The 25,909-nt window shown below is 66.8% G+C and carries 28 protein-coding genes; 6 read left to right on the top strand and 22 right to left on the bottom strand.

Going from position 1 to position 25,909, the window contains the following annotated elements; genetic code table 11:
- Nucleotides 1–20: 20 nt before the first annotated feature.
- From AC1RKI_RS15325 to AC1RKI_RS15310, 4 genes are read right to left on the bottom strand one after another with little or no spacing between them, the layout of a single operon-like run.
- Nucleotides 21–1,307, bottom strand: a complete 1,287-nt coding sequence (locus AC1RKI_RS15325; protein ID WP_104656786.1) for a TolC family protein — start codon at nucleotides 1,305–1,307, stop codon at nucleotides 21–23.
- Nucleotides 1,304–1,624, bottom strand: a complete 321-nt coding sequence (locus AC1RKI_RS15320) for a DUF3240 family protein (RefSeq protein ID WP_104656787.1) — start codon at nucleotides 1,622–1,624, stop codon at nucleotides 1,304–1,306. Before AC1RKI_RS15320 ends, AC1RKI_RS15325 begins: the two co-directional genes overlap by 4 nt.
- On the bottom strand, nucleotides 1,621–4,734 hold the full coding sequence (locus AC1RKI_RS15315) for an efflux RND transporter permease subunit (protein ID WP_104656788.1): 3,114 nt from the start codon (nucleotides 4,732–4,734) through the stop codon (nucleotides 1,621–1,623). The genes AC1RKI_RS15320 and AC1RKI_RS15315 overlap by 4 nt, the downstream gene beginning before the upstream one ends.
- 11 nt (nucleotides 4,735–4,745) lie before the next feature.
- Nucleotides 4,746–5,957 carry an efflux RND transporter periplasmic adaptor subunit gene (locus tag AC1RKI_RS15310; protein WP_197622091.1) on the bottom strand — a complete coding sequence of 404 codons (1,212 nt, stop codon included), beginning with the start codon at nucleotides 5,955–5,957 and terminating at the stop codon, nucleotides 4,746–4,748.
- A gap of 220 nt (nucleotides 5,958–6,177) precedes the next feature.
- Here AC1RKI_RS15310 and AC1RKI_RS15305 point away from each other — a divergent pair, with 220 nt between their 5' ends.
- Together AC1RKI_RS15305 and AC1RKI_RS15300 are read left to right on the top strand one after the other, a co-directional pair.
- Entirely contained in the window at nucleotides 6,178–6,735 is a 558-nt protein-coding gene (locus tag AC1RKI_RS15305; RefSeq protein ID WP_104656790.1) for a cytochrome b, read from the top strand.
- A gap of 25 nt (nucleotides 6,736–6,760) precedes the next feature.
- On the top strand, nucleotides 6,761–7,456 hold the full coding sequence (locus tag AC1RKI_RS15300) for a VIT1/CCC1 transporter family protein (protein WP_104656791.1): 696 nt from the start codon (nucleotides 6,761–6,763) through the stop codon (nucleotides 7,454–7,456).
- A gap of 2 nt (nucleotides 7,457–7,458) precedes the next feature.
- On the opposite strand, the gene AC1RKI_RS15295 is transcribed toward AC1RKI_RS15300, so the two are convergent.
- The 5 genes from AC1RKI_RS15295 to AC1RKI_RS15275 all read right to left on the bottom strand — a co-directional run bounded on the left by AC1RKI_RS15295 (nucleotide 7,459) and on the right by AC1RKI_RS15275 (nucleotide 10,872).
- Nucleotides 7,459–8,856, bottom strand: coding sequence for a sensor histidine kinase (locus tag AC1RKI_RS15295; protein ID WP_104656912.1), 1,398 nt, complete (start codon nucleotides 8,854–8,856; stop codon nucleotides 7,459–7,461).
- Between the two features lie 17 nt (nucleotides 8,857–8,873).
- Complete coding sequence (locus tag AC1RKI_RS15290) at nucleotides 8,874–9,539, bottom strand: response regulator transcription factor (protein ID WP_104656792.1); 666 nt, start codon at nucleotides 9,537–9,539, stop codon at nucleotides 8,874–8,876.
- Between the two features lie 210 nt (nucleotides 9,540–9,749).
- Nucleotides 9,750–9,947 carry a YgaP family membrane protein gene (locus AC1RKI_RS15285; protein ID WP_104656793.1) on the bottom strand — a complete coding sequence of 66 codons (198 nt, stop codon included), beginning with the start codon at nucleotides 9,945–9,947 and terminating at the stop codon, nucleotides 9,750–9,752.
- Between the two features lie 63 nt (nucleotides 9,948–10,010).
- Nucleotides 10,011–10,538 (bottom strand): rhodanese family protein, encoded by a 528-nt coding sequence (locus tag AC1RKI_RS15280; protein ID WP_104656794.1) that lies wholly within the window; start codon nucleotides 10,536–10,538, stop codon nucleotides 10,011–10,013.
- Nucleotides 10,539–10,560: 22 nt separating this feature from the next.
- Nucleotides 10,561–10,872: an ArsR/SmtB family transcription factor gene (locus tag AC1RKI_RS15275; protein WP_104656795.1), complete on the bottom strand. Its 312-nt coding sequence runs from the start codon at nucleotides 10,870–10,872 to the stop codon at nucleotides 10,561–10,563.
- A gap of 82 nt (nucleotides 10,873–10,954) precedes the next feature.
- On the opposite strand from AC1RKI_RS15275, the gene AC1RKI_RS15270 reads away from it, so the two are divergent.
- The gene (locus tag AC1RKI_RS15270; protein WP_104656796.1) at nucleotides 10,955–11,824 is read left to right on the top strand and encodes an MBL fold metallo-hydrolase; all 870 of its coding nucleotides are present in this window, start codon (nucleotides 10,955–10,957) and stop codon (nucleotides 11,822–11,824) included.
- 138 nt (nucleotides 11,825–11,962) lie between these two features.
- On the opposite strand, the gene AC1RKI_RS15265 is transcribed toward AC1RKI_RS15270, so the two are convergent.
- From AC1RKI_RS15265 to AC1RKI_RS15225, 9 genes are all read right to left on the bottom strand, one after another.
- Nucleotides 11,963–13,942, bottom strand: coding sequence for a relaxase/mobilization nuclease domain-containing protein (locus AC1RKI_RS15265; protein ID WP_104656797.1), 1,980 nt, complete (start codon nucleotides 13,940–13,942; stop codon nucleotides 11,963–11,965).
- A 436-nt stretch (nucleotides 13,943–14,378) separates the two neighbouring features.
- Nucleotides 14,379–14,990: a S26 family signal peptidase gene (locus AC1RKI_RS15260; protein WP_104656799.1), complete on the bottom strand. Its 612-nt coding sequence runs from the start codon at nucleotides 14,988–14,990 to the stop codon at nucleotides 14,379–14,381.
- Entirely contained in the window at nucleotides 14,987–15,532 is a 546-nt protein-coding gene (locus AC1RKI_RS15255) for a DUF2840 domain-containing protein (protein WP_104656800.1), read from the bottom strand. Before AC1RKI_RS15255 ends, AC1RKI_RS15260 begins: the two co-directional genes overlap by 4 nt.
- On the bottom strand, nucleotides 15,529–15,804 hold the full coding sequence (locus AC1RKI_RS15250) for a chromosome partitioning protein ParB (RefSeq protein WP_104656801.1): 276 nt from the start codon (nucleotides 15,802–15,804) through the stop codon (nucleotides 15,529–15,531). The genes AC1RKI_RS15255 and AC1RKI_RS15250 overlap by 4 nt, the downstream gene beginning before the upstream one ends.
- On the bottom strand, nucleotides 15,801–16,439 hold the full coding sequence (gene parA, locus AC1RKI_RS15245) for a ParA family partition ATPase (protein ID WP_197622094.1): 639 nt from the start codon (nucleotides 16,437–16,439) through the stop codon (nucleotides 15,801–15,803). Before parA ends, AC1RKI_RS15250 begins: the two co-directional genes overlap by 4 nt.
- Nucleotides 16,440–16,692: 253 nt before the next feature.
- Entirely contained in the window at nucleotides 16,693–17,550 is an 858-nt protein-coding gene (locus AC1RKI_RS15240; RefSeq protein ID WP_104656913.1) for a replication initiator protein A, read from the bottom strand.
- Nucleotides 17,551–17,576: 26 nt separating this feature from the next.
- Complete coding sequence (locus AC1RKI_RS15235; RefSeq protein WP_104656914.1) at nucleotides 17,577–17,867, bottom strand: helix-turn-helix transcriptional regulator; 291 nt, start codon at nucleotides 17,865–17,867, stop codon at nucleotides 17,577–17,579.
- An 83-nt stretch (nucleotides 17,868–17,950) separates the two neighbouring features.
- Nucleotides 17,951–18,733 carry a DUF2285 domain-containing protein gene (locus tag AC1RKI_RS15230; RefSeq protein ID WP_104656804.1) on the bottom strand — a complete coding sequence of 261 codons (783 nt, stop codon included), beginning with the start codon at nucleotides 18,731–18,733 and terminating at the stop codon, nucleotides 17,951–17,953.
- A 333-nt stretch (nucleotides 18,734–19,066) separates the two neighbouring features.
- A complete protein-coding gene (locus AC1RKI_RS15225; RefSeq protein WP_104656805.1) occupies nucleotides 19,067–19,417 on the bottom strand; it encodes a DUF2958 domain-containing protein in 351 nt (116 codons plus the stop codon).
- Between the two features lie 258 nt (nucleotides 19,418–19,675).
- On the opposite strand from AC1RKI_RS15225, the gene AC1RKI_RS15220 reads away from it, so the two are divergent.
- Nucleotides 19,676–19,966 carry a helix-turn-helix domain-containing protein gene (locus AC1RKI_RS15220; protein ID WP_104656915.1) on the top strand — a complete coding sequence of 97 codons (291 nt, stop codon included), beginning with the start codon at nucleotides 19,676–19,678 and terminating at the stop codon, nucleotides 19,964–19,966.
- A 42-nt stretch (nucleotides 19,967–20,008) separates the two neighbouring features.
- On the opposite strand, the gene AC1RKI_RS15215 is transcribed toward AC1RKI_RS15220, so the two are convergent.
- Together AC1RKI_RS15215 and AC1RKI_RS15210 are read right to left on the bottom strand one after the other, a co-directional pair.
- A complete protein-coding gene (locus AC1RKI_RS15215; RefSeq protein WP_104656806.1) occupies nucleotides 20,009–20,323 on the bottom strand; it encodes a DUF736 domain-containing protein in 315 nt (104 codons plus the stop codon).
- A 708-nt stretch (nucleotides 20,324–21,031) separates the two neighbouring features.
- Nucleotides 21,032–21,955 (bottom strand): AraC family transcriptional regulator, encoded by a 924-nt coding sequence (locus AC1RKI_RS15210; RefSeq protein ID WP_104656807.1) that lies wholly within the window; start codon nucleotides 21,953–21,955, stop codon nucleotides 21,032–21,034.
- A gap of 102 nt (nucleotides 21,956–22,057) precedes the next feature.
- Here AC1RKI_RS15210 and AC1RKI_RS15205 point away from each other — a divergent pair, with 102 nt between their 5' ends.
- Nucleotides 22,058–22,900 carry an NmrA family NAD(P)-binding protein gene (locus AC1RKI_RS15205; protein ID WP_104656808.1) on the top strand — a complete coding sequence of 281 codons (843 nt, stop codon included), beginning with the start codon at nucleotides 22,058–22,060 and terminating at the stop codon, nucleotides 22,898–22,900.
- Nucleotides 22,901–22,935: 35 nt separating this feature from the next.
- Nucleotides 22,936–23,361: a nuclear transport factor 2 family protein gene (locus tag AC1RKI_RS15200; protein WP_104656809.1), complete on the top strand. Its 426-nt coding sequence runs from the start codon at nucleotides 22,936–22,938 to the stop codon at nucleotides 23,359–23,361.
- A 201-nt stretch (nucleotides 23,362–23,562) separates the two neighbouring features.
- On the opposite strand, the gene AC1RKI_RS15195 is transcribed toward AC1RKI_RS15200, so the two are convergent.
- Nucleotides 23,563–23,772 (bottom strand): hypothetical protein, encoded by a 210-nt coding sequence (locus AC1RKI_RS15195; RefSeq protein WP_104656810.1) that lies wholly within the window; start codon nucleotides 23,770–23,772, stop codon nucleotides 23,563–23,565.
- 62 nt (nucleotides 23,773–23,834) lie between these two features.
- Nucleotides 23,835–25,901, bottom strand: coding sequence for a ParB/RepB/Spo0J family partition protein (locus AC1RKI_RS15190; protein WP_104656811.1), 2,067 nt, complete (start codon nucleotides 25,899–25,901; stop codon nucleotides 23,835–23,837).
- Nucleotides 25,902–25,909 lie beyond the last annotated feature (8 nt).

The following is a 25,909-nucleotide window of genomic DNA, read 5'->3' as shown; positions in this document are numbered from 1 at the left end:
TTGAGCCGACGCGCCCTCCGTCATGGCGAAACCGCGTGAGCACTGTTTTCACCATGGCCTTCACCCTCCGAGTGCCACATCGCATGCGCATCGATGCGCACCAGCATCGCCGCTTGCAGCGCATCCACCCGCGCCTGTGTTTCCGCCAGGCGGGCCTGCCGTAGGCTGCGCAGGGACAGCAGGTATTCGCCGAGCGGGGCCTCGCCCAGTTCCCAGGCCCGGCGCGTGCGGGTGTTGGCGGCGACCTGTGCAGCCAGCGCCTGCTGGTGCGATTGCCATTGCGCGCGCTTGCTTTGCGCGGCTTGGACGGCCAGCCACGCGCCTTGCTCGATGGCGCGCCGCACATCGGCTGCCTCGGCTTCGGCGGCTGCGGCGTTGGCGCTCTCCGTGGCGGCTCGGGCGCTGCGGTAGTCCGTGCCGAAGGGAATGGAGAGCACCACGCCCACGACGCGCTCGGTGCCGCCGCGATCAGACAGGACGCGCACGCCCACGGTCGGGTCGGGCGTGCGCTCGGCGCGCGTGCGTTCGGCCACCTTGAACAGGCGCGTGGTTTCGCCGTTGGCAATCGCGATCTCGGCGCTTTCCCGGACGATGCGCGCCTGCCAGGCCTGCGGGCCGTCAGGCAGCTCCTGCGGCTCGGGCAGCGCTGGCAAGGCGGGGGGCACGGTGATCTCGGGGAACCCCAGGGCCAGGGTTTGTCGCGCCGCCAGTGCGGCGTCGCGCGCCATCAGGGCCTGCGCGGCCTGGGTGGCGCGCTCGGCGTCCAGCACGTCCATCTCGCGCCGTGCCGCATCACCGAGGGTCACGCGGCGGGCCAGGGCGTCGCGTTCGCGGGAAAGCAGTTGATCCTGCGCCGCCGTCTCTTCGGCCACGGCGCTGCTGCGCAACCAGCCCATCCAGGCATCGAGCAGGCGGCGGGCGACTTGGTGTTCGGCATCTTCCAGGCGCAGCTCAGCCACGCTGCGGGTGCTGCTGCCGATTTCTCGATCCAGCCGGGCCTTTCCCGGTAGGCGGATCGTGCGGCTGATGCCCAATTCCCATTCGTTGTAGCGGCGCTGCTCGGTGGTCACGTTGCGGCGCTGGAGACCCGAATTGGCCTGGAATTCGTGGCTGCCCACCTCCAGGGCGCGCTGGGTAGCCGCTGCGGCCTGCAAGCGCTCGGCCGCCGCGCGCACGGTGGGTTGCGCCTGCAGGGTGGCGTGAACTTGATCGGGCGGGGGGAGCCATTGGGGCGCTGGTTCCTGCGCCAGCGCCCACCAGGGGATGCAGGCCAGCACCGCTGCCGCGCAAGGGGAGAGAAACTTCATACCAGCCGCCCCATTGCCATGACAGGCTCCATCCACCAGCGCACGTCGCTGGATGCAATCCGCTGGCGCAGCGCGGCCAGCAGGCCATCCACGCGCTCGCGCTCGATCACGACCCACAGCACGCGCCGGTCAACGCGGCCACGCACCTGCTCGCGGATGGAGGCGTGTGCGAAGTCGCTGCTGTGCCCCTCGGCGTGCAGCAGCGTGAAGCCGGGCAGCGTCGGATCAGCCATCAGGGCGTCCGTCACGGCGTCTTCCAGCGCAGGGGGGAACACCAGGTTCAGGCGCACCCATTCGGTGCTGTGCGGCGCACTCATGCGGCGGCTCCTTTTGTTGTCAATTGCCCAAAGCGCCGGTACAGCACCGGCAGCAGCACCAACGTGAGCGCGGTGGAGCTGACCAGCCCGCCGATCACCACGATGGCCAGCGGGCGCTGGATCTCCGAGCCCGGCCCGGTGGACAGCAACAGGGGCACCAGGCCGAAGGCGGTGATGGAAGCGGTCATCAGCACCGGGCGCAGGCGGCGCAGCGAGCCTTCTCGCACCACCTGCTCCATGGGCAGGCCCAGCGCGTGCAGATGGTTGAAGTGCGTGACCAGCACCAGCCCGTTGAGCACGGCGATGCCCAGCAGGGCGATGAAGCCCACCGATGCGGGCACCGACAGGTACTGCCCCGACACCCACAGCGCGGCCATGCCGCCGACCAGGGCGAAGGGCACGTTGCCCAGGATCAGCACCGCCTGACGCACGGAGCCGAAGGTCATGAACAACACGAAGAAGATCATCGCCAGCGACACCGGCACCACCAGCCCCAGGCGGGCAGCCGCGCGCTGCTGGTTCTCGAACTGGCCGCCCCATTCCAGCCGGTAGCCTGCGGGCAGGGGGACGTCGCGCGCCACGGCGGCGCGGGCTTCCTCCACAAAGCCCACCAGATCGCGCCCGCTCACCATGGACTGGATCAACGCGAAGCGCGAGCCGCTCTCGCGCCGCACCAGCACCGGGCCTTGGGTGGTGGTGATGGCGGCCAGTGATGTAAGGGGAATGTCGCCAGCGTCGCCGGAGCCGGCTGAGCCGCTGCGGGCCAGCCGCAAGTCCTTGAAGCGCTCGGCCGAGCCGCGCAGTTGCGCATCGCCGCGCACGACGATGGGCGTGCGCCGGTTGGCTTCGATGACCATGCCCGCTGGCACGCCTTCGAGCTGCGCGCGCAACTCGTCCTGCACGGCCGTTACCGCCAGGCCTGCACGGCCCGCAGCTTGTGCATCCACCTTCACCTGCAGGTACTCGACGTGGTCGCTGGCCTGCGTCAGCACGTCGCGCGCGCCGGGCACTTTCTCGACGCTGGCCGCAACGCGCACGGCCAGTTCGCCCAGGGTGTTCAGGTCGGGGCCGAAGAGCTTGATGGCCACGTCGCCACGGCTGCCGGTGAGCATTTCGGAGACGCGCATCTCGATGGGCTGGGTGAAGCCGAAGTCCAGGCCGGGGAAGGCCGCCATCACCTTGCGGATTTCTTCGCCCAGCGCTTCCTTGTCCATGCGCCATGTCTTGCGGTCGCCGAGTTGCATGAACATATCGGTTTCGTTCAGGCCCATGGGATCAAGCCCCAGTTCGTCCGAGCCGACGCGGGCGATGCTGTGCTGCACTTCGGGCACTTTGGCCAGGATGGCTTTCTGCACGGCCAGGTCGATGTCGCGCGAGCGGTTCAGCCCGATGGAGGGCGGCTTCTGCAACTGCAGCAGGATGTCGCCCTCGTCCATCGTCGGCATGAAGGCCTTGCCGGTGCCCAGGTAGGCCACCACGCCCAGCACCAGGGCCGCCAGCGCCACGGCTGTGGCCCGCAGCGGGTGGGCCAGCGCGGCATCCAGCACCGGGCGGTACAGGCGCAGCGCGCCGCGCATCACCCAGGGCTCGCGGTGCGCATGCGCCTTGAGCAGTAGCGACGACAGCACCGGCACCAGCGTGAGCGACAGCAGCAGTGAGACGCCCAGCGCGAACACGATGGTCAGCGCCACGGGCGCGAACAGCTTGCCTTCCAGCCCCTGCAAGGTCAGCAGCGGCACGAAGGTCAGGCAGATGATGAGGATGCCCGAGGCCACGGGCAGGGCCACCTCGCGCGCGGCGGCGAACACGCGGTGCAGGCGCGGCAGTTGCGCGCCGCCTTCCCCATGAGCGTGCGGATCGAGGCGGCTGACGGCGTTTTCCACCACCACCACGGCGGCATCGACCAGCATGCCGATGGCGATGGCCAGCCCGCCCAGGCTCATCAGGTTGGCGCTCATGCCCGCGATGCGCATCAGCAGGAAGGTGCCCAGTGCGGCCAGCGGCACCATCAGCGCGACCACCAGCGCCGCGCGCATCTCGCCCAGGAAAAGCAGCAGCAGCACGACGACCAGCACCGTCGCTTCGATCAGCGCGCTTTCCACCGTGCCCACCGCGCGCTGGATGAGCGTGCTGCGGTCGTAGAAGGGCACCACCTTCACGCCCGGCGGCAGGCTGGGCGCGAGTTCATCCAGGCGCGCGCGGATTGCCTTCACCAGCGTCGAGGCATCAGCGCCGCGCAGCGCCACGACGATGCCCTCTACCGCCTCGCCCTGGCCGTCACGGCTGACGGCGCCGTAGCGGGTCAGCCCCTCCATGCGCACGGCGGCCACATCGCCCACGCGCACGGCAGGCGCGCTGGCCGTGGCGGCGCGCAGCACGACGCGCGACAGATCCTCCGCGCTGCGGATCGCGCCTTCCGAGCGCACGATCAGCGCGTTCTCTCCCGCGTCCAGGCGGCCTGCGCCGTCGTTGCGGTTGTTGCGGCTGACGGCCGTCACCACGTCGGCGAAGCTCATCCCGGCGGCGGACAGGCGTGCGCGGTCTGGCACCACAGCAAAGCTGGCGGCCTGGCCGCCCAGCACGTTGATGTCGGCCACGCCGGGCAGCGTGCGCAAGGCGGGGCGCAGCGTCCAGTCCAACAGGGTGCGCCGCTCGCTCAAGGACAGCGGGCCGCCCTCGATGGTGAACATGAACACGTCCGACAGCGGCGTGGAGATCGGCGCCAGCCCGCCACTCACGCCCTCGGGCAGGCTGCCCGCGACGGCAGCGTAGCGCTCGGCCACCTGCTGGCGCGCCCAGTAGATGTCGCTGCCCTCGGCAAAGTCCAGCGTGATGTCGGCGATGGCGTACTTGGCCGTGGAGCGCAGCATCACGCCGCGCGGCACGCCCAGCAGCTCCATCTCCAGCGGTGCGATGACACGCGATTCGACCTCTTCGGGCGTCATGCCCGGCACTTTCAGGATCAGCTTGACCTGCGTGGGCGAGATGTCCGGGTAGGCGTCGATCGGCAGTTGCAGGAACGAGGCCACGCCCGCGCCCGCGAGGGCAAGCACGGCCAGCAGCACCAGCAGCCGCTGGCGCAAGGAAAACTCGATGAGACGAGAGAGCATGCCCGGCCCCCTCACTGCAGCGGCAGCATGGACTTGAGCAGCGCCGTGCCGTGCGTGACGACCTGCTCACCGCTCATCAGCAAGGCAGGGCCGCCCTTGGAATCGGGCACCACTACGCTGACGGCTTCGTCCCCGCCCAGCAACTGCACGGCTACGGCGCGGACGCGGATCGCCCCCTTCTCTCCGCCCGCCGCATAGCTCGCCACATACAGAACATGCCTCTGCCCGGCGGGCAGCAAGGCCGACGGCGGCACGGCCAATGCGCCCGCAGGCGCGGGCAGCAGCAGGCTCACGCTGAATTGCTGACCCACAGCGAGCGCCGTCTGCCCTTCGATGCCGGCGCGCACGCGCAGGCTCTGGCTGGCGGGGTCGGCATCCGCGCCCACCGCCACCACCTTGGCCACCTTGCCATCGGGCAGGCCCACGGGCAGGCCGGGCTTGATGTCGCTGCGCAGGCGCAGCGGCGCGGTGAAGTTCACGTCCATGCGGCCCGCCTCGGCCACCACGAAGGCGGCTTCAAGCGCAGCCACCGACTGCCCCGGCATCAGGTGCCGCCGCACGACCTGGCCCGCCATCGGCGCCAGCAGCTCGTATTCGCCCGCCTGCCCGCCCGTCACAGGACGCAATTGCGCCAGCGCGCCCGTGGCCTGGTGCAGCGTGCTTTGCGTGGCCTGCGCGCGCGCCTGCGACTGCTCGTTGCGAGCGGCGGGGATGATGCCCTCGGTCAGCAAGGCCGCATCGCGCTTGGCTTGCAGCGCCGCCGCCGTGGCCTCGCTGCGCGCGCGGGCCAGTTCGCCCTGCGCGGCCAGCACGTCACGGCTCTGGATGCGCGCCAGGGGCTGGCCTTGCCGGACAAGAGCCCCTTCATCGACCAGGATGCGCGTGACCACGCCCGCGTAGGGCGCGCTGACCTGCGCGCTGGCGGCCAGCGGCGCTGCGGCTTGCGCGGGCAGGCCAGGCACCGGCAATTGCGTGGCGGTGTCCGCCGCCGCCGTTGCCACCCCGAGCGCGCGCTGTTGCGCCACGCCCAATGTGATGTGTCCGTCAGCGGCGGGGGCCGTGGCGGGCGTTTCCGCCGCTGACTCCTTTGCGGGGCGTGAAAGCATCCACCAGCCCGCACCCGCAGCAACTGCCAAGACCATGGCGGCGGCAACACCAGGGATGGCGAAGCGCTGATGTTTTTTCTGCGGCGCGCCTTCGGGCGGCGCTGTATTGGGGGACATACCAAGCATGCGGTTCGATCTGCTGCGGTGATAAACCGCCACATGCTTGCAGCCCAAGCTTTGGGCAAGCTTTGATTGAAATTTATTTATTCGCTCAAAGCTTGCCCAAAGCTTGAGCTGCCAGAGTGACGCGAGAACACGTGCAATACGCACACAAGGTGCGGCGTCCTCAGCATTGCTTCGCGTGTGTCGATCGAATCAATGTGTCGGAGAAAGTGAATTGATACTCAAGAACTCTAGAAACCGCTATGGCACTTCTGTCATAGCCTTGCACTGGCTGATGCTGGTGCTTCTCGCTGCGGTTTATGCCTGCATGGAACTGCGCGGCTTCGCGCCCAAGGGCAGCGAATTGCGCGCGAATATGAAATCCCTCCATTTCGTGCTGGGCCTGTCCGTCCTGGCGTTGGTGGTGGTGAGGCTGTGCGTGCGCTGGGTGGCAGGCGCCGCGCCGCCCATCGAGCCGCCCATGCCCCGGTGGCCGGCCTTGCTGGCGCGGCTCATGCACGTCGCGCTGTATGCACTGATGATTGCCGCGCCGCTGCTGGGTTGGCTGGCATTGAGCACGGCAGGCAAGCCGGTCAACCTGTTCGGCTTTGCGCTGCCCCTGCTGACGGGCACGAACGAAGCGCTTGCGCATCCCTTGAAGGATCTGCACGAAACACTGGCCACGGCGGGCTATGCGTTGATTGGATTGCATGCGGCGGCGGCGCTGCTGCACCACTACGTCATCCACGACAACACGTTTGTGCGCATGCTGCCGGGGCACGGCTCCCAATAAGAAACCCGAGAAACAGAGGATTCCCATGAAGTTCATGCACCGCGAACGCCACCGCACGGAACACATCGGCTGGCTGCGCGCCGCCGTCCTGGGCGCCAACGATGGGATCATTTCCACTGCTAGCCTGGTGGTAGGCGTCGCAGCGGCGCAGGCCAGTCACGCCAGCATCATGACAACCGCGGTGGCCGGGCTGGTCGCCGGCGCCATGTCCATGGCGGCCGGAGAATACGTGTCGGTCTTTTCTCAGGCAGACACGGAGAAGGCCGACCTGGCGCGGGAACATCGTGAGCTGACGGAAGACCCCGAGGCCGAACATCGGGAACTGACGGCCATTTACACCCGGCGTGGGATCGAGCCCTCCCTGGCCAGTACCGTCGCATCGCAATTGATGGCCCACGATGCGCTGGGGGCACATGCCCGCGATGAGCTGGGTATCTCGGAAGCGCTCAGCGCCAAGCCACTGCAGGCAGCGCTCGCCTCCGCCGCCAGCTTTGCCGTCGGCGCGGTTCTGCCACTCGGTGTCGTGATGCTGGCACCGAGGCCATCCTTGCTCTCATGGACGGTCGTCACCGCCATATTCTTTCTGGCGCTGCTGGGCGTCTTGGCCGCGAGGATAGGCGGCGCTTCCGTAGTCAAAAGCGCGTCCCGGGTAACGCTGTGGGGCACCTTGGCCATGGCCATGACGGCGGGTGTCGGCGCGATTTTTGGCGCGGCGCCGTAGGTTTACACCAGCGCGGCCCAGGGGCCCAGCCATGCGGTCAACCTGCCATCCTGCAGGCTGAAGCGCAGCGGCAGATCGATGGCTCGCGCCAGGGCGAACGCTAGGGCCAATCCCAGCCCTGCATGGTGTGCGGTGCCGCCTTCGGATTGCTTGCGCCAGAAGCGGTGGCCGAGGTGTTCGAGGTCGTCTTCATGAAGATCGGGCGCGGCATTGCCGATGGAAAGAAGCCAGCCCGCATCGCCTCGCTCCAGGCGGCAGGTGATCGCATCGCCATCGGGTGCGTACTCCATGGCGTTGCGCAGCAAGTTGGAGAGGATTCGTTCGATCACGCCCAGATCGCCCTGCACCCAGGCCGATGGCGGCAGATCGGTCTGCATGGTCAGCCCGCGGCGCGCCTGTATTCCCGCCAACGCGGCCAGCAGTTCGCGCACCAACCCTGCCATATCGAGCGGATCGGGCGCCTGTGTGTGTTGTCCGGATTCGAGCCGGGCCAGCAGCAGCAAGGTGTCCACGCTGCGTTGCATGCGTGCGGTAGCGCTCACAGCGGCGCCCAGGCTGTGCTGGGCCTGGGTGGGGTCGCCCGCGATCAGTGCGCTTTCGGCGCTGGTGCGGATTTCCGCCAGAGGGGTGCGCAGTTCGTGCGCCACGTCGCGCGAGAATTGGCGCTCACGTTCGATGGCGGTGTACAGGTGGTGCAGGCCCAGGTTGAAGGCATCGGCAAAGGGCTTGAGTTCACGCGGCAAGTCGCCGCCCAGCGGTTGCATGGGCTGGTCTGCATTCAGGCGCGCCGCCGCGGCACCCGTGCGGCGCAACACCACGATGACGCGCTGTACCAGGAGCAGCGCCGATCCGGTTGCCAGCAAGGTTGCCAAAGCGATGCCGATGAGCAACGCAAAGTGGACGCGCCGCTCGGTCTGATCCCACCCCTCGCGCTCCGTTGCCACCACCAATAGCCGGTTCTGGCTGCCATGCAATGCCACATGGGTGGCGAGCGCACGGCCTGCGTGACCGTCGGGCAGCGTCACGTCGTAATAGCGCGGCGTGCCTTGCGCCGCCAGTCCCACTGGAAGTGTGGCACCCGCGCTGCTGGGCGAGCGCAACACGGCCTGGCCGTTGTCTTCGTTGAAGACGGTGAAGAACTCGGTGTGCCCGCCCGGCTCGTATTCGGGCATCAGGCGTTCGAGCTGCTGCGGATCAGGTTCTTGCAGTACGCGCCCGACGGCAGCGGCACGCTGCGAAAGCGTGAGATCCATTTGCTGGTAGATCGCCCGGTCGATCAGGCGATCCAACACCGGGAATACGGCGGCGAAGGTGCCGCCTATGCACAAGACCAGGCCCACAGCCAGACGCCGATGCAGTGACCAGGCCGTATCTTTGGATGGAGCGAGAAACGGCTTCATGCGCATGTCCTCACGGCTCACGCCAGCACGTACCCAAAACCCCGCCGGGTCACGATCAACTCATCCAGGCCGCACTGTGCAAGCTTGGTGCGCAAGGTACTGACGATGACCTCCACCACTTTGTCCGATGCATCGCTGCTGCTGTCGTACAGGTGCTCAAAAATTTGTGCGCGTGACAGCACCGCGCCCTGCCGGCGCAGCAACAACTCCAGGCATCCGTATTCCTTGGGCGTGAGCTTCAGGTCATCGCCGCGCCAGCGCGCCGTGCGCGAGCGCGGATCGACGGTCAGTTCGCCATGGCGCAAAACGGGCGTATCGCGCTGCGCCGGGCGCCGTACCAGGGCGCGCAGCCGGGCCAGCAGTTCCGCCAGTTCAAAGGGCTTGGTCAGGTAGTCATCCGCGCCCGCATCCAGCGCGCGCACCCGGTCATCGAGTTGTTCCCGCGCCGAAAGCACCAGCACAGGGGCCGTTCCGGCATCGCCGCCCAACGCCCGCAATACTCCGAAGCCGTCCACACGAGGCAGCATCAAATCCAGAATGATCGCGTCGTAGCGGTAGCTTTGGAGAAATTGCAGCGCAGCCTGGCCGTCCGCTGCAATATCGCAAGCGTAGCCCTCGGTCTTGAGACTGCGATTCAAGGCCTCAGACAGCGTTTCGGAGTCTTCAACGATCAAGATGCGCATCTATTTCTCAGGATCAAAGTAACCCTGGATCAGAAAAATAGAACATTCTGGCGCGCCAACCTTTGGCCAAGCTTTTGACTCAAGTAGTCAGGGGAATCTCTGCCTAAAGAGACTTCACCAACCTATCGAAAGCCCCTGCTGCGGGACGCGCTCACAACACTATTCTGTCCACCGTTGCAGAAAATTGCTGCCCTGACTGTGACCCGACGCCTATTTGCCGGTCTTCAGTGGACAGGTATTGAGCCCGACCAGCGAATACAGCGGGCAAAAGCGCACCACCCCCGTCAGGAGCGGAATAATGCCCAGCCAGCCCCACCAGCCCACTGCGCCTGTGGCGGCCAGTGCGATGAGCACGAGCCCGACGACGATGCGAAGAATGCGGTCGATACCGCCGACATTGAGTTTCATGGTTTCTCCTGAATTAATCCAACAAAAGTGAACTTGGGCAGCGCTGGGCGTTGGCGACTTCGCTCATCCGGCCAGCGCGTTGCGGTTCCAGGGCATGCGCGTCAGCACACGCGCCAGCCCACAAAACCCCGAGGCGCCAGCGAAAACGAGCCCCGCCCCCACGAAGCCCGAGAGCGCATGGAACCAAGGCGATACCGTGACGCCGAGTACCGCACCCAGCACAATCAAAGACCCTGCGGCAATCTGTACCTGCCGCTGCAGTTCCAGCGGCTGCGATACATCGGCCACGATGGGCAGCCCCGCCTTTTTCCAGGCGTCCAGCCCGCCTTCGAGGGCGTAGGCGTCGCAGGCGGCGCATGCCTTCAGCGCCGACGCATTGACCTGCGTCCGGTGGCCCGAACGGCAATGGAAGATGACAGCCGAAGCGCCGGCCAGCGGCAGGCTGCCGGCTTGCAGGCGATCCATGGGCACATGGCGCGCCTGCGCGATGCGCTCGCGGGCATGTTCGTCCGCCGCGCGGATGTCCACCAGGACGGCGCCCCGGCTCAGGAGTTCGCGGGCGTCTTGGGGCGAGATGGGTTTCAGGGGCATGGGGATGGCCTCCGTTGATGGATCAAGGGCAGAAAAGGGTCTTGAGCGTGGCGATGAGCTTGGCCACGTCCGGGTTTTCAATCCGGTAGTGCAGGGTCTGCGACTCGCGCCTATAGGCCACCAGGCCGTCCTCGCGCATCCTGGCCAGGTGCTGGGACAAGGCGGACTGGCTCAATGCCACGTCCTCAAGCAGGGCGCCGACGGTCATCTCCCCGTGCTCGATCAGCAGGCACAGGATGAGCAAGCGATGTTCATTGCCGACCGCGCGCAGCATGGCCGCGGCGTTGGCCGCGCCGTCCTGCATGAAAGATCGATCCTTCTTGTTGAGCTTCATGGCAACGTTTATTTCAATGTTTACTAATTTAGCATTTTCTAATATAAAGTCAAGGCATCCCCTCCAAGGCAGGACACTTCCCATGCAATCCGCTGCGCAGATCCAGGCGTTTTTCGACGAAGCCACGAACACCGTGACCTATCTGGTGTCCGACCCCGCGACGCGGCAAGCCGCCGTGATCGACCCGGTGCTCGACTATGACCACCGCAGCGGCAAGGTGTCCACCACATCGGCTGACCAAGTGCTGGCCGCGGCAGCGGGCCAGGCGCTGGAGGTGGCGTGGATCCTGGAGACCCATGCCCATGCGGATCATCTGAGCGCGGCCCCGTACCTCAAGGCGCGCACAGGCGCACGGGTGGCCATCGGGGAGCACATCCGCGACGTGCAAGCCATCTTCCGGCCAGTGTTCAACTTGGACGACGTGTCCGGCGACGGAGGAGAGTTCGATCGCCTGCTACGCGATGGCGAGACCTTGAGCATCGGCGATTTGACGGTGGACGTGCTGCACACCCCAGGCCACACGCCTGCCTGTCTGTCCTACCGCGTGGGCGATGCCGTGTTCGTGGGCGACACCTTGTTCATGCCGGACTACGGCACTGCGCGCGCCGATTTCCCGGGCGGAAGTGCCCGCACCCTGTACCAATCCATCCAGAAACTGCTCGCACTGCCCCCCGAGACCCGTCTGTTCATGTGCCACGATTACAAGGCACCCGGGCGCGACAGCTACGCCTGGGAAAGCACGGTCGCCGAGGAGCGCGCACGTAACGTGCACGTTCACGACGGTGTGAGCGTGAATGAGTTCGTGGCCATGCGCCAATGCCGTGACGCGACGCTGGCAGCGCCCGCGCTGCTGCTGCCTTCAATTCAGGTCAACATCCGCGCGGGCCGGTGGCCCGAAGCCGAATCCAACGGGATGCGCTATCTCAAAATCCCGATGCGCCTGCCTGTATGAACATCGCAGGCCATCCCCACGCTGGGTTGCTCCAAGGCCTGCCGTCACCTTGCGTCCATGTGGCCCTTGGCTTGTCGAGAGCCCAAGGCATGTAGGCACTGAAGTTTGATTCGTGAAGAGCGTCCCTAACTCACAACACTAGATTGCTGGCCCCCGCTGCCGCCCGATTTCCCATGACACCCCGCTACCGCGCACCGTCGCCGCAAGCTGCTGCCCCAGCCGCTGCTCGATCACCGGCCTCCATGGCACCAGGCTGAATCCCATGCCGTCATCCAGCATTGCGTAGCGGCCACTGGCAAGCATGACGCTGCGGCGATAGATGCCCGCCACGCGCTGGCCGTCCGCCGCCGGGCGATGCTCCAGGCCGGTGTCGGCAGCAATGTCCTTGGCAGCCTGCGCCACCTCCCGGTTGCGCAGCGTGCCCAGCAGATTCCGGGCGAGGATCACACGCTGCCCGCGCCGCTCGGCCAGTCCCTGTTCGGTCAGGAAGTCGGCGCGCTGCTGCATCGCCTGCTTGGCCTCGCTGCCAAAGCCCAGGTCGCCCAGGCCCGAGCCGCCGCCGATCAGTTGCTGGTCGAGCCAGGTGGCCCCGATCACGCGGGCCTGCCGCTCGATGGGCAAGTGCGATTTCAGCTCCACAGCGACGCCGCCCAAACGCTGCGCGTCGTACTGGCGACCACGTTCGGGCAGGTCGTCTGGCACCTTCCATAGACCCTCGGCCACTCGTTCCACGATGCCGGCGCGGCGCAGGGCTTCCAGCCGGCGAACGTGGGTTGCCACCACCTCTTGCGGATCGCGGCCAGGCACGGCCTGGCCCTGGGCGATGGCAAGGTGATGGTCGGTGCGGTACAGGCCACCGCTCGCCAAGGCGGCGACGTTCCTGTCGGCGGCGCGCACGTCGGCCGATCCCTTCACCTCCACCACGGCGCCGGCCGGATAGTTCGCCAGCTCGTCGCGGGCATTCAGTGCGACGTAGTGGGCCTTGCCGTCCACGCCATCGATGACCAGATAGCCCCGGTCGTGCAGCTCGTCGGACAGTCCCTTGGCGGCGACACGCCCGACGACAGTGCGGCCATCATCGCCCGGCTCGAAAACAGCCAGCTCGCGCGGCTGGCCGCTCATGGCCCGCTGCATGGTACGGATGATGTCGCCGCGCTCGCCCAGGGCGCGCAAGGTCTTCTCCGCATCGGCATGGACGGCCCAGGTGCCGGGCTGCACTTCATCGACCAGGCCCAGGCGCTGTAAACGCTGCAGGCGGCCGATCAGCAGCAGGCGCTGGCGTTGCAGCCGCGGTTCGTTGAAGCGTTCAATCTGCACTTGGCCGTCGTCGCCAAGCTCGCGCTTCAGAGTGCGATCCAGGCTTGTCCACCGTTCCTGCTCCACCTCGCGCTGCAAGGTCTGCTGGATCTCCAGCTCGGTGCGCGGCCCCAGCCATTCGGTCGCCAGCTCGGCAGCGCGATGCCGGAAGCCATCGGCGATGTAGTCGCCCGCGATGATGAGGTCTTTGCCCGTGTCGTCGCGCCCGCGCACGATCAGGTGGGTGTGCGGGTTGTCGGTGTTCCAGTGATCGACCGCCACCCATTCCAGCCGCGTGCCCAGGTCGGCTTCCATGCGACCCATGAGGTGCCGCGTGTAGGTGCGCAGGTCTTCCAGCTCGGCGCCATCCTCGGGCGAGACGATGAAGCGGAAGTGGTGCCGGTCATCGGCGCAGCGTTCCTTGAAGGCGTCGAGGTCGGCGGCGTCGGTCTGCGGCCCATAGGCTCGGCCGGGCTCGCCGTCGCGGCCCACGCCGTCACGCTCGACGTACCGCAGGTGCTTGGCGAGCGACTGCGGGCTGGCCCGCTGCTGGTTGACCAGCAAGGTCTTGATGGTTACGCGCCGCGACATGGGCGTGAGCTTCGCGCCCGCGAAGCGCGCCGCCGTATGCCCGCGCCCCAGGCGCGAGCCGGGCCGCTGGCCGGTGGTCTTACCGCCGCCAGCCGTTGCAGGGCGACGCACCGAGGACTTGCCGCTGCTGGCCTTGCCGGCCTGCTTGAGCACCTTGGCGATGAAGCCCTGGCCCCGGTTCTTCGTGGCACTGGGACGGATGCGGAAATCGTCATCGCGCCGGTTGCTCATGGCTTCTCTCCCTGAATGCTCCAGCGTGTCCGGTCGTGCGAAGCACGCGGACATGGCCGCATCGGCGCGGGCCTCGCGCCCCCAGCGGCACGGCGGCGAAGCCGCCGCGTGCCGCGCCACCCCCACGTGCAGACTGGCTTTCGACGCGGCCCGGTGCCGCGTCCTTTTGTCTTGCCTTCCGCATTTGCCTCCCGCATCCGCTCCCGGCAATTGCGGCCCGGTGGCAAGGCTGCACCAGCAGCCAGCGCACCGGCGAACACGGCGAGGGCCGAAGGCCAGCCGTGTTCAAGGCAAGACGCCTGCACGTTGGACGGCTGCGCCGGAGGCAGCGCGAAGTGCGGCGCGGATGCGCCCGCACTGCATGCGTGACGACATGGCAACAGCAGCCGGAACGACACGCCCGATAGCACGATGATGCGCAGCGAGTCGGCGGCCATCATGGGCGCTTCTCCAGCCAGACCGGGCGCGCAACGCCGATCACGGCGGCTGCGCTGACCGGCCCGAAATACCGGCTGTCGAACGACGCTGGATTGGTGACGCTGAGCAGAAACAGCTCGCCAGGCCGAAGGCGGCGGCACTGCAGCCAGGATGGCAGCGGCCGGCCCCAGCGATCGGCAGGCAGCACGGCGGCCGAAGGCACGCCGTCGATGCGAACGCTGCCTCCTGTGATGCACACCTCCTGCGGTGCGACCGCGCCCACGCGCTTGAGCAGCGGGATGCGCGTCGGCAGGTAGCCGCGCTGCGCAGCGAGCGCGGCAGCCTCGGCAGGCAGCGGCACTAGCACGATGCTGCCCACGTGCAATGACGGCGGTAGCAGACGTGGCGACGAGCTGGCGCGATGGTCGAGCGGATCGACGCGATACCAGCCAACCGCCACGCTGTCGGACGGGTTGTAGGTCAGGCGCGGCAGCGGATGCACGAAGGACGCCCAGGCCAGCGCAGCGAGGCCGCAGGCGGACAGGCCCGTCAGCACGAAGCGAGCGCGCAGGCGCGAGCGAGGACGCGGCGGGATGCCGGTTGCACCGGCAACGGCGGATGGGAGCGTCATGGCAGCGCCCTCCCGGTCAGCCAGGCGGCGTGCCGCTCGGCGCTGTAGTCAGGCAGCGGCAAGCGCGCAGCGAGCCGGTTGCCCAGCGTGCGCCAGTACGCGGGCGAAGCGCCAGCAGGCGCGATGCCCAGCGCCTCGATGGCGTCGATGCACTCCAGCACGGCGCGCACCGTTTGCTCACCTTCGGCGTGCAACAGTAAGCGCGCGCCCGGCTGCACGCCGGGGATGCGCTGCGCAGCGTCCAGCGGCGTGCAAGCCTGCATCACCATGAGCTGCCAGCGGACGGTGCCGTAGTCGTTGGCCTGCCAGCGAATGCGGCAGAACACGGCGCTGGGCATGAACACGGCGAGACTGCGCCAGCGGTCGAGCCGCTGCGTGCGCGCCGGTTCGCCAAAGCGCAGATAGAGCTTGAAACGGTGCTCCAGGAAGGCCAGCGAAACGCGCGTCAGTGGTGTTGAGGTAGGCCGCGCCGCGTGTGCTGGGATGGACGAGGACGGTGCAGCCGTGGCCGCACCAGCGGCAGGCAAAGCGGATGCGGTCATGGTGTGTTCTCCCTGCGGTGTTCTGGGAACTCCCTCTCCAACAGGCCGCGCAGAAGATCAGCCACGGTCACGCCCTGCGTGAAGGCCGATACCTTGATGCGCGCCCGCATGGCGGGTGTGATGTCGAGGGTCAGGCGTGCCGTGTAAAGGTCGCCCTTGCCCAGCGCATCGGCATCGCCCTGGCGAATCCATGCCTCGGCGTGCGGATTCGCGGGTGGACGCGCGCCGATGCCGATGCGCTTGCCCGTGCGCTTGCCAGCGGGACTGCTCATGACGGCCACCGCAGCAGTTCATCGACCAGCGCGGTGATTTCGCGCGCGGCGGCGCTGTCGGGCGCCGTTTCGCGGGTAAGCCGGCCAGCGGCCACGCTGTCGGCGAACACGATGCGCTGATGCACTTCCGCGCGCAGCGCAGGAAGCGGCTGCTCGGCCAGCGCGCCGCGTGCTTCGCGTCCGATCACGGTGGTGCTCACGCGCCGGTTGATGACGAAGGCCGCGCGCAGCGCAGGCCGGAACACGTGCGCCTCGCGGATCAGTGTCACCATCTCGGCAGAAGCCCACAGGTCGTAGGGGCTGGGCTGCACGGGAATCAGCACACGCTCGGCCGCCAGCAGCGCGGAGCGCGCCAATGCGGCGATGCGCGGCGGCCCGTCGATGACGACGTGATCGGCCCGCCTGGCGAGTTCTGGCGCTTCCTGATGCAGCGTTTCGCGTGCAAGGCCCACGGCGCTGAACAGCCGTGGCAAGCCTTGCTGGCTGCGGCGCTGCGTCCAGTCCAGCGCGGAGCCTTGCGGGTCGGCATCCAGCAGGATGACCGACTGCCCGCGCATTGCCAGCTCGCCGGCGATGTGGGTGGCGAGCGTGGTCTTGCCCACGCCGCCTTTCTGGTTGAGCAGCGCAACGATCATGGCCTGGCCCTCCACGTTGGAAAGCCCGGCTGTTGCTGCTGCTTTTCTGGCCGCGCGGTGGTTGTCCACCGTGGCGCGGCGCTTCTACTATCAGTTAGTTGATTTAAGTTAGGGAAGTTAGAGGGGCCGAAAACCCGCGCCGTTATTGGCTTTGCGGCCGATCCGTACTCCTGATAGCACGAGAGTCGTACTCCCGATAGCACGATACCCCGTACTCCTAATAGCACGAGCCCGTCCACAGGCTTCGCACCGTTTATCCCCGTGCCGCGAACGGCACGGGCCGGAAGGTCAGCAGCTCGGTGCCGTTGTCCGGCATCCGCTCGATGCTCAGGACGTAGCCGGGTAGCGACTGCCGCCCGACCAGCGCGCGCAGGTCGTAGGCGAAGTCCGAGAAGCGCGTGGCACTGCCGGACTTGCGGTGCAGGTGCCGGAAGTCGAATTGCCATCCACCAGGCTGCCGTCCGCCGTGCTTGCGCACCAGCCGGTACAGCCAGCGCTCGATGCCCCCGGTGAGCCGGAAATACGCCGGGTCGATGGTCAGCACCAGGGCGGCGTCCATGACGCCCGCATAGAACCAGTCCGGCAGGATCAGCTCCAGCCCCAAGGGCGTGCCTTTGGCATCGGCCAACTCCTTCCACTCGTTGATCCACGAAAACCGATGCAGCCGTCGGCCGGTCGTTTCGCGGATGGACGTGGCCACCGTCGTGGATTGCAGGCGATCCAAGGCCGCCTTGAGGCGCTGGTAGTCGCGCAGCGACGTACCGCGTCCGATGAAGCGCAGGATCTCGTAGGGCGTGGCCTGCATCAGCCGCGACGGGCGCAAGCCTGCATCGCGTGCTTCCACGATCTGCGAGGCGGCCCAAATGAGCACGTCCGCATCCCAGATCGTGGCGATGCCATGCTCCTGCGTGCCCTCCACGCGGATCGTGATGCTGCCGGCGCGGAAGTCGATCGGCGCTGTGCGCCGCGACTTCGCCAGCGAGAAGAACGGAAAGGCCATCAAGTCCTGGCTGTCGCGCGGCGCCATGTCGCCCGGCAGGGCGCGGAACAGGTCGAGCTGTTCGCGCTCCGGCACGGGCCGCTGCCGGGACGGCAGCGCAGGGCTGGACATGGCGAAGGCCACCCGCGCGCCAGCGATCAGCGCGCACGGCTGTCCGCCGAGTGCTGCTCGGCGTATTCGGGGTCGGAAGTCGTCTCGAAGCTGCGGTCGGCGGCCCAGGCATCGAGGTCGGCCACGGCGTACATGACACGCCGGCCGAACTTACGAAAACGCGGGCCACCGCCGAGCACGCGCTGCTTTTCCAGCGTGCGCGGCGACAGCCGCAGGTAGTCGGCGGCCTCGTCGTTGGTGAGATAACGCTGCGGTTGCGCGGCAGCGGTCGAGGTGGTTGCGGGTGCGGCGGCAGGCCGCAAGGGAGCAGGACGCATGGTGTGAACCTCCATCGGTTGCAGGGCTCCGGCCACACAGCGCAACCGGATGGAGGCAGTCTCAGAAAACGAAGCTGTCCTGCTCAGGGACGTTTTGCGTCCCCTTCAAAACGTCCCTTCTCAGGCGACGGCAGTTGTGCTAGGCGGCGATAGCCGCCGCGCATCAACGCATCGCCGCGCCGCACTAGGCGGCGCACGCGGGCTCGCAAGTCGCCATCGGCATGCCAGTCAGCAGTCACTGCATCGGCCCCGAACAGTCCTTCGGCGACCTCGCGCAAGGACGCGCCCGCCAGGGTCGCGTCGAGCGCCTGCAGGGTGTGCAGCTCCAGCAGCGCAGCAGGCGACGGCCTGGGCTTGGTATTGGCCTGAGCCTGGGCCGCACCGAGCGCATGGCCGCGGCCATGCGCGGCAGCGCCGCCGCGATGGGCATAGGCCACCGCCATGCCGTCTTCCAGGCCGGGCGCCAGCGCGTAGCGCTGGCAATGGCCGGGGCTGTGCGCGATCAGCGCCAGCCGCTTGCCGTCATGGAGCAGTTGCTTGTGGCCTGGGATGTGCCAGAAGTCGAATGCAGCAGCGTCGGGCGGTGGATCGGCATCGGGATAGAGCTGGATCACGCCGGCATGGCCGGGGAGCCAGGCCGGATGCGCGTCGCGCGCATCCAGGGCCGGGTCTTCCAGCAGGCGCAAGCCCCAGCGATGCGCCGCGTGCTGTGCCGCGTGCGACCGGCGATGACGGTGTAGCCAGTCGAGCCGGTAGTCAGGATGACGGCGCAGGTACTCCCAGGCCAATGCGAACGCATCGAGCCAGAGAACGTAGAGATAGGCGGCGGTGGGATACCAGTGCGCGAAATGGTGAGGGCTGACCATGACGAAGCTCCTGTCGGATAGCAGGAACGTCGCCACGGCGTCAGACATGCGGGAGCATCAAATCAACGTAGAAATCCGGTTAAGCTGTAACTGCTGGTGTCAAGACCGATGGGCTCCGGCGTGTTGCGAAATTCGTCCGAATGCGACGGCCGCCCGACTCCAAAATGTCATGCGGCACGAAATACCGTGCCGTAACGCCCGCAAAAGATCGTGGCTGTTTTACGCACGCGAGCACTGTTTCGGTGCATGAGTGCAGATTCAGACTAAGCAGGTCTGAAACAAGGCCGGAATAGTCTTAATGCGTTCGCTCGGCTGAACTGAGACGCGGGCGATTCAATCGACGATTGAACCGTTTTCCTGGGCCAGTCGTAGATATTCCGACAGCGGGCGCATCGCCTGGAAATACAAATCCCGCATCACGGGCTGTTTGTTCGGGCCGACGATGGAAGCGAGGTCGGACAGCTTCACGCGGCCCAGCTCGGGCATGCTGATTCCCAGGTCGATCAGGCCGTAGGCCGTGTCGCCATCGACGGGATCGAGCGAGGTCAGCAGCCAGGTGGCGTGCGCGTCGGGAGTGAACAGCCGCACGACCGGCAACGGGTCGTTGGGCTCGTCGGCGGCGGCAAGCCGCCCGTTCACCAGCAGCGCGGCGCGCTGCTCCTCGGTGACCAGGGGAGCGTTCATCGGGGTGCTCCTGTTCCAGCGTGGAATCGTGGCTTTGTGGTTCCCCTCGCAAGCGTGGATGCGTATTCCATCCAAGCCGTGGAAACACGAAAGCGCAGAAGCGCAATTGTAGAAATCTGGAAAGACACGATGGCGGTTCTCCGGTTTTGTCGGAATCCGCAAAAGCGGATTTCCGTAAAAGAACGAATAAGAGCCAAAGGCATGAATGAGTTAAAGATAACGTGGTTTTAATTGTGCTGCGACTTGACGCTTCTGTCCATGCAGAAGCGACCCATCCAGCGCGGCCGACCGGCCGGCGCCACCACCTACGACGCCGAATTGGCGCAAGCCTTCGGCGCGGCGGTGCGCGCGTTGCGGACGGAGCGCGGCATCGCGCAGGAGTCGCTGGCGCACCTCGCCGGCATCGAGCGCTCCCACATGGGCAAGGTCGAGCGCGGCGAGCACATGCCCACGCTGGCGATCATCTTCAAGATCGCCAACGCACTCGAATGCAGCACGGCAGTGCTGATGAGCGAGACCGAAGGCCAGCTTGAGGCGGCTCGGTCGTAGCGGGACTGCGCCCCGCCGCAGCGGGCGGGGCGTCGGCGGCCGTCAGGCCGCCTGGGGCTTGCTGCGCGACCAGATCAGGTCGTGCGTGCCGCTCTCGCCTTCGATCAGGCGGGCGTAGACCGTGGCCGGGAACGAAGGATCGTCGAGGGTCACGGAGATGTACTCCCGCCCGGCCTCGCTTGTCTTCTTCCACGCCGCGCCGATGTCGTGGCCGGCCGCCTGCAGGCGGAAGTCCGGGGCCTTCTCGTTGTCGCCCTTGTCGTTGGGCACCAGCTTGACCTTGACGTTGAGCGTCAGGGTGCGAAGCGTGCCGGTGAAGCCGTCTTTGTCTGCGGTGAAGCTGCCGATGTTGGCCATGATGGATCTCCTTTTGGTGGAACAAGGTTCGCGCCCATCGCGTCCTTGTTGTGATCCGGCCGGCGGGGGACGGGCTGGCTGCACCGCTTGCGGCCGCAACGCAGTGGAGGGCCGGGAGGCGAAAAGAATTTGGCCCGCGAGGAATGCGCGCAGCGCAGGGGAAATTGTTTTCGCCGGACGGTTGCAGCCATGAAGCCCGAGGCGCAGCCGCGCCACCGCCAGGGTTCACAACAACACAAGGACGCCTTGGGCCGAACCGCATCGAAAGGAGACAGGGCTGGCTCGGCATCCCCGCATGAAGGCTGCACCGGCTCGCCCACTGACGCGGGCCAGGTCAACCACCCGACGACAGGCGAGAAAGCCCCTGCCGCACCTTGCGGCGCCGGTCTTGAGGCGTGGCGTGGAAGCTCCATAGCGATGCCGGGCGAGATGCCCGTGAACCGTCCTTCGTGACGTGATGGGCGAGAACCACCAGCGTTGAGGACGGCACGCATTCGCACAACCTGCCGCAGCAAGCTCCAACGTGTTCGCCAGCCCCGTCCATTGCGGCGGGGGAAAGCCCGCAGGGCTTTCCCCTGGAAGCAAGCGCAGCGCGCAGCGCCGCAGGCGCGAAGGCGTGAGCGGATTGAAGCCGAATGGCCGTGACGGCGAAGTCGGCACGGGGCACAGCCCGAAAGCCCGGCGGCGCTGCGCGCCGACACGCCCCCGCTAGTGAGTCAGCGTGGCTTCGGGCAAATCCTGCCCACTCTGGCGCCACCGTCCTGGGGGCTGTCCATGATGTCGGCGGAACGCCGTCGCAAAAGCGTACAGAGACGAGTACCCGACCCGTTCCGCCACTTCCGTCAGCGGAACGTCCTGCGTCCGCAAGAGATCACGTGCCACGGTCATCCGCCAGTCGGTGAGATACCGCATCGGCGTATCGCCCAGCACCTCCTGGAACACGCGCGCAAACGTGGCACGGGACATATGGCTCATCCTCGCCAGTTCTTCCACCGTCCACGGCTTGCCGGTGTCCCCGTGCATAGCCTGCAATGCTTTCGACAGACGTGCATCCGACGCACCTCGAACCCATGCGGGTGCATTCGGGCTTGATGTCAGCCCTGTCCGAAGCCCCAACACGACGAGAACATCCAGCAGTCGATCCAACACCGTCTGACGACCCGGCTCCGACTGGGACAGCTCTCTCGACAGCAGAGCGACCACCGCTTGGATGGGGTTGTCCATACGCGAGGGAATCAGGAACACCGGCGGAAGCGCATTGACCAGCCCTACACCGATGTCCCCGGCAAAGCGATAAGCCCCGCAAAGGAATGCCGACGCTCGCGGATCGCGTTCGGCCTCGTCAGAGGCGTGCGCAACCTGGAAATCCTCCGGCAAGACGCAATGCGCCCCTGGTTCGTGGGCGATGAAGTGGTCAGGCCCACCGCGAACCAGTGCCAGGTCTCCCGGCCTGAGTTCGACAGGCTCACCCCCGCCATCGAGCCACAGCCACGCATGACCCTGAATCACCGCGTGAACGGCCAACTGGATCGTGCCCGGTAGCCGAAGCCCCCAAGGTGCGACGGCGATGGATCGCGCGAACACGCCGCCAGCAGCGCGGGCGCGCACCAGATGCTCTTGCAATATGTCCATGTTGTGAGCGTATCACGCAAATTATTGAGTGCATAGATTATTGATGCTCTCATTCGATGCGCCTAAATTCACTTCATCGACCCACCTACCGGAAACCCCGACATGAATAACCTTAGCGACCACCTCACCCTGGTGCTCGGCGCCACCGGCAAGACCGGCTCCCGCGTCGCCCAGAAGCTCAGCGCCCAGGGCATTCCCGTCCGCACCGCAGCGCGTAGCGGCGCGGACGTCCGATTCGACTGGAGCGACCCATCAACCTTCGCCGGTGCTCTGAACAAGGTCTCGGGCATCTATCTCGTGTCGCCCGTGATGCGCGTGGACTTCGCCGACATCGTGGCCCGATTTCTCGACGAGGCGGAGCGCGCTGGTGTGGGCCATGTCACCTATCTCAGCGCCTACGGCATGGAGCACGCGCCTGCCGAAGTCGCGCTGCGCGCTGTGGAGCTGGATCTGGCTTCGCGTGCCTCGCTGTCCCATTCCATCGTGCGTCCCGCCTGGTTCATGCAGAACTTCAGCGAAACCTTCGTCAAACCCGTGAACGATGAAATCGTGGTGCCCTGCGGCACGGGGGCCGAAGCCTTTGTCAGTGCAGAGGACATCGCATCCGTCGCGGCAGCAACGCTGAGCGACCCCGCACGGCACGCTGGCCGCGCTTATGCACCCACCGGCCCCGAGGCGCTGACTTTCGAGGAAGCCGCAGCGCATATCTCGAACGTCACCGGCCGCAAGATTGCGTACCGGGACGTGGATCGCAGCGCCTGGGTCAACGCAATGATCCAGGCCGGCGTGCCTGCCGAATATGGCGAGGTGCTTCGCATCCTGACCGAGACGATCGCCAGCGGCCGAGGCTCCCGGCCGAATAACGATGTGCTGGCCGCCACTGGCAAGGCACCCACCCACTTTACGGACTTCGCCGCAGCGACTGCCGTCGCATGGCGCCAATGAAGCCTGCCCCACGAATTGAGCTAGGGAGCACAGAAATGCCAAATCAGAAATATTCAGTCTTCCAACCCGCCAAGCCTTACTTCGATCTGGTGCGGAGCGCCTTGGGCGACCTTGTCGATGGTGAGCACTTCTTCGACATCGTCACCGATGACACCATCTACGAAGTGCTCTACGACCTCGGCTGGCCGCGCATCATCCAAGGGCGGACTGACCTGATGGCAGCATTCCGGGGCTACGTGGAAAACATCGCGCTGCAATCGGCCGACAACTTGATCGCCCACAAGACCGGCGACGGCTGCGTCATCGAATACGAGGTGCATGGAACCATCCTCGCAACGGGCACGAAATACAACAACAGGTTCTGCTCGATCATCAAGATCGAGAACCGGAAGATCGCGCACTGGAGGGACTACATGGACTCCCATGCGGCCTGGAAGGCACTGACGCCAGGCGCGACCTAGGCCGAGCGCAGATCGTTTGTTTACCAAACCAAAGGCATCGCGGCTGCGCGATGCCTACGACGCCGCCTTAGCGAGAGCGAAGGCAGCGGCGTTCTGATTCGGCTGTTGGCCTTGAACACCGGGCGCGGCCACTGCCGCGCCCGGATTTTTGAAGTTCACCGCGCCCAGGGCGGAACGGCCTGGGCGCGGTGTTGACGACGGTTATTCCTTCGTCTCGATGATCCACCACACGGCGCGCGCCAAGGCGCGGCCCGTGATGGGATGAATGTCGGTGAGGTCTGCGCGGGCCGTCCAGCCCGAGGGCGGACGGTAGCCGCGCACGTCGCCATCGCCGTGCCAGCGGCGGGCGCGCACCGTGCCGGGGGCGTCGATCGCCGCCATGCGCGGGCGGCTGGTGATGGTGCGGGTCATGGGGGCTTCTCCTTGCGGCGAAGCGCCCCGGTCGAGGCCGGAGCGCTTGCCTTCGGCGCGGGTCAAGCAGCCAGCGCCTCGGCGGGTTCATCCGCCATTTCTTCTGCATCGTCCGGGGCGTCCTGCTCCGGGCTTTCCTTCTGCGCGGCATCCTGCGGGCCTGCGGCCTTGAAGATGGCGGGCATCCAGCCCGTGCCATCGGCCAACCGCTCGGCCTCGCCGGCAATGTCGGCCTTCTTGAGCTTCGCCAGCCGGGTGACGGATTCCGGTGCAAACGCGCCCACGGCATCCAGAATCACAGCCTTGGAAACGTGCTTGAAATAGCCTTCTGCGGTCGGTTTCCACCATGCGGCCATGTCGAGGCCTACGGCCCGCGCCAGTTCCGCGCCGGGCTGGTGCGGCGTAGCGCGGGGTGTCACCACGTCCACCGTGGATGCCACGCACACGGCCAGCAGCCACACCAGTTCGTCTTGCGGCTTCGCCAGCAGCGCGGCGAACAGTTCGGCGCTGTCCTCCGGCAAGGCTTCGCCCGCCACCTGTTGCAGTTCGCGCAGCGCCACGGCGGCGGACGACTCCGGCCAGTCCGGGGCCATGCCTTCCAGCCGATCTTGCACTTTCAGGCTCACGCCCAGCAGTAAGGAATCACGGTTGAGGCTGTAGCGGCTTTCCTGCAAGACGGTCTGCACCATGCCATGCACCACGGCGGCCAGCGCGGCTTGCGGATGCCGTGCGACTTCGATTTGCAGCGCGGCGGTGCGGTGGGCGCTCAACCGCTGCGCCAGCCGGTCGGACATGGCGGCGCTCTTGGGTTGCTCGTCGTCCTCGCCTTCGTCGTCGTTCTCGGCATCCTCGCCGGTGAACCCTTGGCGCAGCCGTTCCAGTGTGCGCAGCGCCTTGGCCTCGGCCTCGCGCATCAGACCGCGATGAATGACCGCCTCGCCGTTGCGGTCGATGCTGACGATGGCACCGGCTGCGGCCTTCACGTTCGCGCCATAGTCCTGCAAGCCATCTTCCAGCGCCTGCAACTGCTCGCCCAGGGTTTCGCCTTCCTCCTGCAAGGCATCGGCCTTTTCCTCGTCGTCGGCGTCCATCGCGGCGTCCACGGCTTCACCGATGGCCCGCATTTTCTCTTGGAGCTTTTCGATGCGCTGCGCTTCGCGCTTGTTTGGCTCGCGCCGTTCCCTCGGCGCACGCTGGAAGACGTGCAGGTCGGCATGGGTCACGCCCGGCGTGGCATCCACCCACGCCCAACCCTCGGCGCGGACAGTGGCGGCAATGCCTGCCAGCTTGTCTTGCGCCAGCCGTTCCAGCAGCGCGGCGTCGTTGAGGTACACGCCCGCATCGCCCTCCGCGAACAGGTCGCGGCGGATGCCGCCGCCTTCGGCTTCGTAGCTGTCCAGTCCGACGAAGCGCACCAGCGGATGCCGGTAGGCGTCGATTTCCCGCTCGGTCAGGCGCTCGCGCAAGTGCGAGGGATGGCGCTGCCACTGCGGCGCATCGTAGAACGCGGCTTCCTGCGCGGCGTGGTCGTCGGTGATGGCAAGGGCCATCAACTGGTCAAGGCTCACAGCATCGGCGCGATAGTCCGCCATCAGGCGCGGGGAGACGTTCGCCAACTTCAAACGGCGCTGCACCACCAGCGGCGTGACGGAGAAATCCGCCGCAATGTCTTCGATGGGGCGACCTTCGGCCACCAGCGCCGCAAAGGCTTCAAACTGGTCTGCGGGATGCATGGCTTCGCGCTGCACGTTCTCGGTGAGACTGGCTGTGCGTGCGGTGCCATCGGCCACTTGCAAGCAAGGCACGTCCCAATCCTTGGCGATGCGGTGTTTCTTCGCCAACAGCTTCAACGCGGCAAGGCGACGGCCACCGGCCACCACTTCGTAATGCTCGCCATCGGCGGCGGGAATCACGATCAGGTTTTGCAACAGGCCCACGCGCTGGATAGATGCTGCCAGCTCCGGTACAGACATGCGCGGAACGGTCTTGCGCACGTTGCGGCCCGTGGGGCGCAGCACCAGCCGCGACAGTGGAACCAAAATCAGGTTCTTGGTCGGGTCGGCAGCTTCCAGCGGGATAACTGCGGCGGTATTGACGGCGCGGGCTTCGGTTTGGGTGATGGCGTTCATGGTGTATC

Source organism: Cupriavidus sp. GW822-FHT06G04 (genome assembly GCF_058799075.1).
The sequence above is the reverse complement of the archived record's forward strand: the minus strand, read 5'-3'. Positions and strand labels throughout refer to the sequence as shown.

What these genes read in the sequence shown, in the direction of transcription:
- AC1RKI_RS15325 (WP_104656786.1), bottom strand. Translation starts at nt 1,307, where the DNA reads ATGAAGTTTCTCTCCCCTTGCGCGGCAGCGGTGCTGGCCTGCATCCCC.
- AC1RKI_RS15320 (WP_104656787.1), bottom strand. Translation starts at nt 1,624, where the DNA reads ATGAGTGCGCCGCACAGCACCGAATGGGTGCGCCTGAACCTGGTGTTC.
- AC1RKI_RS15315 (WP_104656788.1), bottom strand. Translation starts at nt 4,734, where the DNA reads ATGCTCTCTCGTCTCATCGAGTTTTCCTTGCGCCAGCGGCTGCTGGTG.
- AC1RKI_RS15310 (WP_197622091.1), bottom strand. Translation starts at nt 5,957, where the DNA reads ATGTCCCCCAATACAGCGCCGCCCGAAGGCGCGCCGCAGAAAAAACAT.
- AC1RKI_RS15300 (WP_104656791.1), top strand. Translation starts at nt 6,761, where the DNA reads ATGAAGTTCATGCACCGCGAACGCCACCGCACGGAACACATCGGCTGG.
- AC1RKI_RS15295 (WP_104656912.1), bottom strand. Translation starts at nt 8,856, where the DNA reads ATGAAGCCGTTTCTCGCTCCATCCAAAGATACGGCCTGGTCACTGCAT.
- AC1RKI_RS15290 (WP_104656792.1), bottom strand. Translation starts at nt 9,539, where the DNA reads ATGCGCATCTTGATCGTTGAAGACTCCGAAACGCTGTCTGAGGCCTTG.
- AC1RKI_RS15285 (WP_104656793.1), bottom strand. Translation starts at nt 9,947, where the DNA reads ATGAAACTCAATGTCGGCGGTATCGACCGCATTCTTCGCATCGTCGTC.
- AC1RKI_RS15280 (WP_104656794.1), bottom strand. Translation starts at nt 10,538, where the DNA reads ATGCCCCTGAAACCCATCTCGCCCCAAGACGCCCGCGAACTCCTGAGC.
- AC1RKI_RS15275 (WP_104656795.1), bottom strand. Translation starts at nt 10,872, where the DNA reads ATGAAGCTCAACAAGAAGGATCGATCTTTCATGCAGGACGGCGCGGCC.
- AC1RKI_RS15270 (WP_104656796.1), top strand. Translation starts at nt 10,955, where the DNA reads ATGCAATCCGCTGCGCAGATCCAGGCGTTTTTCGACGAAGCCACGAAC.
- AC1RKI_RS15265 (WP_104656797.1), bottom strand. Translation starts at nt 13,942, where the DNA reads ATGAGCAACCGGCGCGATGACGATTTCCGCATCCGTCCCAGTGCCACG.
- AC1RKI_RS15260 (WP_104656799.1), bottom strand. Translation starts at nt 14,990, where the DNA reads ATGACGCTCCCATCCGCCGTTGCCGGTGCAACCGGCATCCCGCCGCGT.
- AC1RKI_RS15255 (WP_104656800.1), bottom strand. Translation starts at nt 15,532, where the DNA reads ATGACCGCATCCGCTTTGCCTGCCGCTGGTGCGGCCACGGCTGCACCG.
- AC1RKI_RS15250 (WP_104656801.1), bottom strand. Translation starts at nt 15,804, where the DNA reads ATGAGCAGTCCCGCTGGCAAGCGCACGGGCAAGCGCATCGGCATCGGC.
- parA (WP_197622094.1), bottom strand. Translation starts at nt 16,439, where the DNA reads ATGATCGTTGCGCTGCTCAACCAGAAAGGCGGCGTGGGCAAGACCACG.
- AC1RKI_RS15240 (WP_104656913.1), bottom strand. Translation starts at nt 17,550, where the DNA reads ATGTCCAGCCCTGCGCTGCCGTCCCGGCAGCGGCCCGTGCCGGAGCGC.
- AC1RKI_RS15235 (WP_104656914.1), bottom strand. Translation starts at nt 17,867, where the DNA reads ATGCGTCCTGCTCCCTTGCGGCCTGCCGCCGCACCCGCAACCACCTCG.
- AC1RKI_RS15230 (WP_104656804.1), bottom strand. Translation starts at nt 18,733, where the DNA reads ATGGTCAGCCCTCACCATTTCGCGCACTGGTATCCCACCGCCGCCTAT.
- AC1RKI_RS15225 (WP_104656805.1), bottom strand. Translation starts at nt 19,417, where the DNA reads ATGAACGCTCCCCTGGTCACCGAGGAGCAGCGCGCCGCGCTGCTGGTG.
- AC1RKI_RS15220 (WP_104656915.1), top strand. Translation starts at nt 19,676, where the DNA reads ATGCAGAAGCGACCCATCCAGCGCGGCCGACCGGCCGGCGCCACCACC.
- AC1RKI_RS15215 (WP_104656806.1), bottom strand. Translation starts at nt 20,323, where the DNA reads ATGGCCAACATCGGCAGCTTCACCGCAGACAAAGACGGCTTCACCGGC.
- AC1RKI_RS15210 (WP_104656807.1), bottom strand. Translation starts at nt 21,955, where the DNA reads ATGGACATATTGCAAGAGCATCTGGTGCGCGCCCGCGCTGCTGGCGGC.
- AC1RKI_RS15205 (WP_104656808.1), top strand. Translation starts at nt 22,058, where the DNA reads ATGAATAACCTTAGCGACCACCTCACCCTGGTGCTCGGCGCCACCGGC.
- AC1RKI_RS15200 (WP_104656809.1), top strand. Translation starts at nt 22,936, where the DNA reads ATGCCAAATCAGAAATATTCAGTCTTCCAACCCGCCAAGCCTTACTTC.
- AC1RKI_RS15195 (WP_104656810.1), bottom strand. Translation starts at nt 23,772, where the DNA reads ATGACCCGCACCATCACCAGCCGCCCGCGCATGGCGGCGATCGACGCC.
- AC1RKI_RS15190 (WP_104656811.1), bottom strand. Translation starts at nt 25,901, where the DNA reads ATGAACGCCATCACCCAAACCGAAGCCCGCGCCGTCAATACCGCCGCA.